The sequence below is a fragment of the Marinobacter sp. PE14 genome (genome assembly GCF_053566155.1).
The window spans coordinates 186,710-194,966 of record NZ_JBQXNY010000007.1 but is presented as its reverse complement, the minus strand read 5'-3'; the positions used below and the strand labels follow the sequence as shown (position 1 = coordinate 194,966).

At 55.5% G+C, this 8,257-nt stretch carries 7 protein-coding genes and 2 rRNA genes; all 9 read left to right on the top strand.

Annotated elements, in window-relative coordinates:
• A 23S ribosomal RNA gene (locus tag ACWJ62_RS19200) occupies positions 1-97 on the top strand; the annotation flags it as partial.
• A gap of 82 nt (positions 98-179) precedes the next feature.
• Positions 180-294 (top strand): 5S ribosomal RNA (gene rrf, locus ACWJ62_RS19195).
• A gap of 318 nt (positions 295-612) precedes the next feature.
• Positions 613-1,725, top strand: coding sequence for a hypothetical protein (locus ACWJ62_RS19190; RefSeq protein ID WP_449287608.1), 1,113 nt, complete (start codon positions 613-615; stop codon positions 1,723-1,725).
• Positions 1,726-1,735: 10 nt separating this feature from the next.
• Positions 1,736-2,815, top strand: coding sequence for a hypothetical protein (locus tag ACWJ62_RS19185; protein WP_449287607.1), 1,080 nt, complete (start codon positions 1,736-1,738; stop codon positions 2,813-2,815).
• Entirely contained in the window at positions 2,812-3,360 is a 549-nt protein-coding gene (locus ACWJ62_RS19180) for a hypothetical protein (RefSeq protein ID WP_449287606.1), read from the top strand. Before ACWJ62_RS19185 ends, ACWJ62_RS19180 begins: the two co-directional genes overlap by 4 nt.
• A 20-nt stretch (positions 3,361-3,380) precedes the next feature.
• Positions 3,381-5,783 carry a DUF6160 family protein gene (locus ACWJ62_RS19175; RefSeq protein WP_449287605.1) on the top strand — a complete coding sequence of 801 codons (2,403 nt, stop codon included), beginning with the start codon at positions 3,381-3,383 and terminating at the stop codon, positions 5,781-5,783.
• A 102-nt stretch (positions 5,784-5,885) separates the two neighbouring features.
• Positions 5,886-6,851, top strand: coding sequence for a biotin--[acetyl-CoA-carboxylase] ligase (locus ACWJ62_RS19170; RefSeq protein ID WP_449287604.1), 966 nt, complete (start codon positions 5,886-5,888; stop codon positions 6,849-6,851).
• Positions 6,848-7,582 (top strand): type III pantothenate kinase, encoded by a 735-nt coding sequence (locus ACWJ62_RS19165; protein ID WP_449287603.1) that lies wholly within the window; start codon positions 6,848-6,850, stop codon positions 7,580-7,582. Before ACWJ62_RS19170 ends, ACWJ62_RS19165 begins: the two co-directional genes overlap by 4 nt.
• The gene (locus tag ACWJ62_RS19160; RefSeq protein WP_449287602.1) at positions 7,579-8,253 is read left to right on the top strand and encodes a hypothetical protein; all 675 of its coding nucleotides are present in this window, start codon (positions 7,579-7,581) and stop codon (positions 8,251-8,253) included. Before ACWJ62_RS19165 ends, ACWJ62_RS19160 begins: the two co-directional genes overlap by 4 nt.
• Positions 8,254-8,257 lie beyond the last annotated feature (4 nt).

Below are 8,257 nucleotides of genomic sequence, written 5' to 3'. Positions count from 1 at the left end.
GAAGAGCCGTTCAAGACCAGGACGTTGATAGGTCGGGTGTGTAAGCGCTGCGAGGCGTTGAGCTAACCGATACTAATTGCTCGTGCGGCTTGACTATATAACACCCAAGACAATTGCGGATAACGCAACGAAATCAATACCACTCGTTCAATCTCGTCCCCCAGTGATCAACCGTTTTGCCTGACGACCATAGCGGTCTGGAACCACCTGATCCCATCCCGAACTCAGAAGTGAAACAGACCAGCGCCGATGGTAGTGTGGCGTTGCCCATGTGAGAGTAGGTCATCGTCAGGCGCCTAATACCCAAACCCCAGCATCCCAGATGCTGGGGTTTTTTATTGCCTGAAATTTGGCAAATGCCAAAACCATGACACCGCGCACAGTGACAACATGTAACCGCGGTTACACTTCTGTAAAAGAACTGGCTAAAACAACAGCAAAAATCCAAGCCAGCCTCAGAGACGCTCATCAGTCATCTTTAAATCAGCCGCCAACAACAAAAAGCGGCAGCGGTGAGATGTGACTATGAGTAGAACAATTCCTTCGCTTCTCCTCCTGTCTTTACTGGCCTCGGGGGTCAACGCCGAATTACGCCCGATTTCGGATCGACAGATGTCTGAAGTCACGGGGCAGGCCTTTGTATCAGTTGATCGCCAGTACCATCCTGATGCCAACGACAATACAGCCTATACCCGGGTCAATCTTGGAATGGATATCGACATCCAGACCAATGTCGATGTCTTGGAAATGGGCCGTTACGAACGGGATGGTGAAAAGTCGGGCACCTCGGATGTCTATATCGAGGATTTCGCCCTTGGCTACATCAACAATCAAGCCTACTTTGACGCCAACCCGAAAGCCCCGAAACAGCGAAAGCCCGATGGCAACGCCTATTCAGAGGGTGAGATAGTCCCTTTTTCTATCCAGAATCCGTTCCTGGAATTTGCCTTCGACGAAGAGACCGAGGAAGTTGTAGGTTTCCGTCTGGGGTTCGGTGAATCCATGGGTGTTCTCTCGGGCAAGATTGAGACCCTGACCGGCAATGTGAACGTGGATATCATTGACCGCGGCGAAGGACTCTCCCAGGCGAACTCGTCCGGCAACCTGTTTGACCAACTGATTGTTCTTCTGACACCTCTGCTTGAGGGTGGCAGCCCGCTATCGACTAAAGCGGAGCTGGTTTATGGCGCCGAGGGTGATCCAAACATTGGCGAGCTGGATCCAATAAGAGCCGAGTACATTGGTATTCCAAATGGTGAGCGCTTCATTCTTGAGGGCGCTAGCGGTTTTACCCGCTGGTCGGTAAAGAATCTGATCGGCTGGGGGTCGAGTTCCCGGATCGAAGTTCCGGATTGTTCCTTTTTCAGCTGTTCAGGCGGTGACATCTATGTCTATGCCCAGGACTGCCTGGTATTGGGAATAGACTCTTGCTTTGACCTGGATATCTACAACAGCTTCCCGGTAGGAGAGGTCGGTGAGGTAAACGGCGAGCGACGTATCACGGGGCCGGCAGACGGTGCGTTTATCTCTTTCCAGACCAAGGATCTGGATTGGCTGAAAGATGTAAAGAAAACAGACTTCACGCCGGAGGATTTTATCAGGGCAACATCAGGCGCGTTCTTCAATATCCCGAACGGAGCGACTGAAGTGAATCTCAATGAAGCCCTTTATGGTACCCAGCGTTACCGTACCGAATACATCGACCGCGGCAAAGGTCTGTTCTGAGGAGCTTCGTATGAAATGGTCCAATTTCAGTGAGCGTCCTGTTTTCGCGCGCATCCTAGCAATGATGGCGGCTGTTCTTACGGTCCCAGTGCCTGTTGAGGCGGAACTTCAGGGCCTTTCCGAAACTGAAATGTCCTCGATTGATGGTGCCGGTATTGGCCTTGTACTGGAGAATTTCAAATTCTCCCATGGAACGGATGAGCCGGATGCCTCGGGAGAGCAGGCCCGGATCTTCCGGATTGGCGGGATCAAAAGCACGGACGGTCGTGATGTCGATATTACGGTAAACCATCTCTACGTCGCCGGGGCCAATAGCAACTACGGAGAGACTCTGGGGCCGGTCAATCTTGGGAGGCTCCTTAACCCGTGGAAAATCGATGTGGTGGATGGCAATGACATTGGTATCGCAAACAAGGCGGTGCTGGAGTTCGCAGCCAGTGCCATGGTTAATAGCGATCAGGGTTATGACTGCATGGACTCTGGGGCCGGTCCTGGCAGCGGCACCTGCTCGAGTCGTCCGGCGTCCGCTGGATACATCGGTGAACGAGCGGACATCGGCATGCAGATGAACGTGGCAGTTGGTGACGACCGGTCTGCCAATATCAACATCCACGCAAAGAGTGCCGTCATCGATGGTAGCTATCTGCGTCTTTGGGGCGATACCGATCGGCGCCAAATGGTCGGCCAGTTTAAGCTCAATTTCTATTCGCCGGAACTTTCTATCAATGCTTGCGCACAGGACGGCTCCACCTGCGGATCACGAATATTGATGAGCAATTTTGCGCTGGAGCTGGCGATTGGCAACCAGCTTCAACCGGTATTCTTCGACGTTGATGGCAGTGGAAACTTTGTGGTGGAGGTGGCTGCAATTCGGCGCCCTCAAACGGGCGAGATCGGTGCTGACGGTCTCCGGGGCAGCAGTGATACGGACGCCTGGGATTTCTACGAGTCCTACTACACCAACCCGGAATTTCGCAGCAATCTCAAGATCGGGAATTTCAGTGTTGGCGACCGCGATTTTGGTTCGGCCCGCGTACAGGGAATGCTGATACAACACTTGAACATTAAGACCAGGGATCTGAGCCAATGAAATCCTTTCTGCGCAGACCATTGCTTGCTCTCCCTGTTTTTCTGTTTTCACTTCCGAGCCTTGCCGAACTCTCCCGCCTTGGAGATGAAGCTCTCTCGGGGATCTCGGGACAGGGTGGGATCTACCTGTCCGGCGACATCAGCATCAATGAAATGGGCGGTCCGGTTGAGAACAGTTATTTCGGACGATGTGATGACGTGGACAGGAAGTGTGGCGCTCGTTTTGCTTATCGTCTGAAAGAAAACGGCGGATGGATGGTGCTTGATGATATTCGGGGCAATTTCGCGTTTGAGGGCCTGACACTGCGGGTCCGAACAGTCGATTCGGGGTTCGGTGGTGATGGCGAGCTGTTCAATCGGGATGTGCTGGAGCTTGGGCTGCCCAATACCGTTCGGTTCAACGACGTTCAATTCAAGATTTCTTCCAGCAGCACGGCCCGGCCCACCGACCCTGGCTTTCAGCAGACTGACATATTCTCTGTCGATATGCGGGGGGACGTTGTGATGGAAGGTAATCTGCTCGTGTTTCCGGCGGGAAATCCATGAGATTGAAAAGGTTAACGGTTATGGGCGCGCCAGATAGCATCAAACAACTTGCCCCGATTGCCAGTGGGCTGTTTTGTGTGCTCCTCGCCTCCCCGGTGGTCGCTGACATGAAAAGCCTCGACGATTCTACTCTGGCAAACATCAGTGGCCAGAGTGGTTTGTCCGTGGAACTCGATCTTGGCCTGACCGCAGATCGATTGTCCTATGTTGATGATGGCAAAGGCATTCATCTGGAAGGTTTTCGCATTGGTTCGGCCGTTGATCCTTCTGGTCAGGCATTCCACCTGATTCGGATCGATGTTGAGGAGGATGCGTCCCTTAATCTCGATTATCTGGTGAAAGACCGACGGATCGAGTTCGGTGATATCCGGCTCGCAGGGGCCCCTGGTGTCAGTATGGGGGGGATCTTTTTCGATCATTCTCTGGAAGGGTATTTGAATATAAGCCAGGGCAGCCCCGTTGGTGGGTCCGGTTATACCTTTGACTCCGCCTACACGATGACCGGGGGCCGTCTGGGATATCGCACCAATGGCAATGAAGTGTTTCTGGACGATATCACCATGAATGTGGAAGCACTGGGAGTAACCCTGGATGTGGTTGGCGATACTCTGGCTCTGAATGCGCCCAGAATAACCGGGGATTGGGAGGTCGGCGCGATTCGTTACAGCAGCAACTCCCTGAATCATGGCGTATCCGTTGATTCAGGAAACGGGCAGCCCCTTCCCAGCTATGGCAGCCTGAGTGGAAGCTATGAGCTTTCCTCCAGCTCGAACCTGACGGCCGGCGGCCGCTCCGGGGAGGGCCTTCGAATCGATAACGAGACCGTTATACACTCCGCCTCCTTTCTATACAGGGATGACGGAAAGGCGCTTGCGCTTCGAGACATCACTGGCGTCTATCGGATCAACGACCTCCGGCTCGATGTGGCGACCGACTGGCAGAATCGATCGGCCCTGGCCGTGACCCTTGGCTCCATGGATGGCCAATTCAGCATTGGCGCTATTGAGGTCGGTGGCAATGGTAAGAGCATCGGTCAGTTGAATGTGAGCTTTTTGCTTGAGGATCAGGTGTTCAACGGCCGCAGCTATTCCAATGCGGTCTATCTGCAGGGAGGTGGACACCCTGACGCCGGGCCGCAGGGCCTGCGACTTGCGACTGAATGGAGTCTTCGGCTTGCCGATTTCAGCTACACCGAAGACGGCAACCGGGTGATATTCAGTGGCCTGCAGTCCTGGGGGCAGGGCGATGTAACGGTCAATGTGACTCGCGATGGCATTACCAACGGCACCGAGTTCTTCGATGGTCTCCGGATTGGTTTCGAGGACATCAGGGCCGGCTACCGGATCAACGGTCTGCGGGTAGGAAGTGATGACGCCCCCTTGCAGGGTGGCACAGAGCTGTTGCTGGCATTGGGGTTCTATCCGGCATACGAATTCGAGCTTGATGGCCATGTGACGCTCGGTGCAGGAGGCGCATCGGGTGAGGGGGTTACCATCAATTCCGATGTCAGCATCAGGAACGGCAAGGCTGCGATTATCGCGGTGCCCTACGATGAAGGTGATGGTGAGATTCCTCAGAAGGGCCTCTGGATTACAGAGCTGGATTATGACGCGCATGTGCGCGACATGACCGTTGATGTCACTCAGGAGGGGCTTGCGGTTATTAAGGGCGAATCCTGGAGCACCATGGATATCGGCAATCTGAGAATCGGCAACAAGGAGTCCGGCCAGAGTTTCGGCAGGTTCGTGATTCAGAAATACGAAACCGGCAGCAGCATGACCGTCGTCCCGGGTGGGGCCGGTGATGTCTGTGCCGGTGGCATGGGTGATAGTCCATCCGTCTGCTCGGCCTCCGGGGGCGTCTGGGAGACCCGGGGTGAGGAAGGGCTGACGGTCCGCCTGAAGCAGGTGCTTGCCAAAGCCATCAATGAAGCCCGGAAAAACTCGCTGACCTGGGAAACCAACCGGCAAACCAGCGGTGTTGGTGGAGCCATGAACGGAACCGGGACGAGCCTCGTCCTGAACGATATCCATACCAGCGATGGTGGCGACTTCGATGGTGATGGCGTAGACGACAATTCGTTTGGGCTGCGCACCGATCTTTCCGTGGATGTCTATCAAACCCGGGTTGTGAAAAAGGCAGACGGTCCGGATGCGATGGGAGTGATAGGCAACCGGGGTGATGAAAAAATCATGGATGGTTCGTCCACTGCCGGTTACCGCTATGTCTCCAATCCAACCATCGAGCAAGCCGGCAACAGACCGCTCGGGTTTGCGGTGAAGGCGAGAAGCCGGTTCAAGGAACTCTCGATCAGCAATATCGATCTGGTTCATCCCGTCGGCGGCGCTCAGACGGCCGTTTATGGCGTCAAAATGCAGAACTTTGATATCAAGGCCAACCTGACCGCAACTCCGATTCCCTGATCTGCCGGCAGGCGGTTCGCAAAGCGACGCTGCCGACTTTGTCTTTTTCCCTTCCCTGGTGTTTAATCCGGCCTTACCCAACTTCATGGCTGGATGCATCTTATGAAATCCAAAGCACTTATAGAGCTGCTCAGTGACGGTCAGGTTCACTCCGGAGCCGCGCTGGCCGAAAAGCTCGGGGTTAGTCGTACCGCAATCTGGAAGCAGATTCGTCGCGCGATGGAGGAAGGTGCTGACATTGCTACGATTCGCGGACGTGGATATCAGCTGGTGTCCCGGGTCGATCTGCTCGATCGGGCCCGGGTGCTTCGTGAAATTGCCGCCGGCCGGGAACAGGAGCTTTCACTGACAGTCCTCGACGAGGTTGACTCAACCAATGCCGAGGTGATCAGGAAGATTGCCGCCGGAAGCAAGGGTATTCCGGTGGTTATTGCCGACTGCCAGACGTCGGGCCGAGGTCGCCGGGGGCGTGTCTGGCAAAGCCCCCGGGGCGAAAACCTGTACCTCAGCATGGGGCTCACCTTCCATGGGGGCTTCGGTGTACTGGATGGGTTGAGCCTGGTGCTCGGCGTTGCGGTGGCCAATGCCCTGGAACGACTGGGAGTGCCAGAGGTCGGACTCAAGTGGCCAAATGATATTTTTCTGCCGGACGGCAAGCTTGGCGGAATCCTGGTAGAGCTTCAGGGCGAGCTGGAGGAAGGGGTGGTGCAAGTAATTGCGGGTATTGGGCTGAATGTACATATGTCCCGGGCTGACGGCGTCGATCAACCCTGGAGCAGCCTCGCCAGGGCCTGCCCGCAAGTCGAATGGTCGCGCAGCCAGATCGGCGGTGCAATCATCGATGCTGTATTCGATGCTGTGGCCTTGTTCTCGGATATCGGATTTTCAGATTTTCGGGAGTCCTGGCAGCGTCGCGACGTGTTTATGGGAAAATCGCTCAAGGCTCAGGGCGGTGATGTGGAAGGTGTCGGTTGTGGCATTGATGACGCCGGCAACTATCAAATCCGGACCGAAAACGGGCTTGTTCCGGTGCGCGCAGGGGAAATCAGTCTGCGAGTGGCAAAATGAATCTGTTTATCGATGCAGGCAATACCCGACTGAAGTGGTGTCTTGCGAACCAGAATGAGGTTCTGGCCTCAGGGGCCGGCTCTCTCGAAGACGAGAACCCTCTGGGCTTGTCGGGAGAACTGATCAGACAGGTGGCGTCTGTCGCCATATCTACCGTCGCGTCTGAAGAAAGGCGGGCTTATTTGGCGGGCTCCATCGCGACGCTGTGTCAGGCGCCGGTTCGCTTTTACTGGTCCGAACGGTCCCGGGATGGCCTCATCAACGCCTACCAGGATGTCTCGAGAATGGGGGCCGATCGGTGGCATGCCATGTACGGTGCCTGGCTCGATCACAAGCAGGGCTTTGCGGTGTTGGATGCAGGCAGTGCCGTTACTGTCGATTACGTTGATCGGCATGGTCAGCACCTGGGAGGTTATATTCTTCCTGGCCTGCAGATGATGTTGCGCAGTCTCCGGACCGATGCCGCCCGGATCTGGTTCGATCCAGACCAGGGGCTGGCAACGGACCCTGGCAAGAGTACCGGAGAATGTGTGAACCATGGTCTTGCCTGGCTGTCTGCCGCGATGATTGAGCGGGTGATCGCTGACGCCCGAAAACTGTCACTGTCTGAGGTTCTGGTTACTGGCGGCGACGCGGACCGTCTTGTCGGTCTTGGTCTGCCCGGTATTTCTCGCCCGGATCTTGTGTTAGCGGGCCTTCGTGCAATTCATGCGGAGGAAGCCTCCGGATGAGGTGGTTGGCGGTGGTGTTGGTGCTGGTGAGTATTGCTATCTACTACCTGCCGGACGTCGTAGGGCCATCGGGAGGCATGACCAATGTTGCCAGTGGCAGTCTGCCAAGGGTGGCCAGCCTCAAATCGTCGGGGCCGGAAGACTCCGGTGTCGGGCTTGGCGCACCGGCCGGCGAATCCGAAATGTACTGTGCCCGCTTCGGATGGATAGAAACCGCGGAGCGCGCCCGAAGCCTGGTGGACAGTCAACCTCTTGCAGAGGAAGCAGGTTTCAGGGTTGAAGAAGTCGAAAGAGAACTGGCACCCCTGCATTGGGTTCTTATTCCACCCCAGCCCGAGGCCGTCGCCTTGCGCCAGTTTCGTGACATTCAGAGGCAGGGGATCGACTCCTATCTGGTCACCGAGGGCGAAAACCGCAATGCCATCTCGCTGGGGCTGTTCGAGTCTCGCGAATCTGCAATTTCCGTGCTGGAAGAAAAAAAACGTCAGAATCTTAATGCGGTACTGGTCAACTTCCCCCGAAATCAGATAAGCTACGCGCTCTCTTTTGAGGCTGAACCGGAACTCGCTAAAGAACTGGTTCAGGCGGTGAAAGCGGATTACGGCAGCAATTTTGATTTCGTTGAAATCAGGCCTTGTGAAGGTGTTGCAACGCCAGAAAAAAGTCCGTAGTATA

What these genes read in the sequence shown, in the direction of transcription:
- ACWJ62_RS19190 (WP_449287608.1), top strand. Translation starts at nt 613, where the DNA reads ATGTCTGAAGTCACGGGGCAGGCCTTTGTATCAGTTGATCGCCAGTAC.
- ACWJ62_RS19185 (WP_449287607.1), top strand. Translation starts at nt 1,736, where the DNA reads ATGAAATGGTCCAATTTCAGTGAGCGTCCTGTTTTCGCGCGCATCCTA.
- ACWJ62_RS19180 (WP_449287606.1), top strand. Translation starts at nt 2,812, where the DNA reads ATGAAATCCTTTCTGCGCAGACCATTGCTTGCTCTCCCTGTTTTTCTG.
- ACWJ62_RS19175 (WP_449287605.1), top strand. Translation starts at nt 3,381, where the DNA reads ATGGGCGCGCCAGATAGCATCAAACAACTTGCCCCGATTGCCAGTGGG.
- ACWJ62_RS19170 (WP_449287604.1), top strand. Translation starts at nt 5,886, where the DNA reads ATGAAATCCAAAGCACTTATAGAGCTGCTCAGTGACGGTCAGGTTCAC.
- ACWJ62_RS19165 (WP_449287603.1), top strand. Translation starts at nt 6,848, where the DNA reads ATGAATCTGTTTATCGATGCAGGCAATACCCGACTGAAGTGGTGTCTT.
- ACWJ62_RS19160 (WP_449287602.1), top strand. Translation starts at nt 7,579, where the DNA reads ATGAGGTGGTTGGCGGTGGTGTTGGTGCTGGTGAGTATTGCTATCTAC.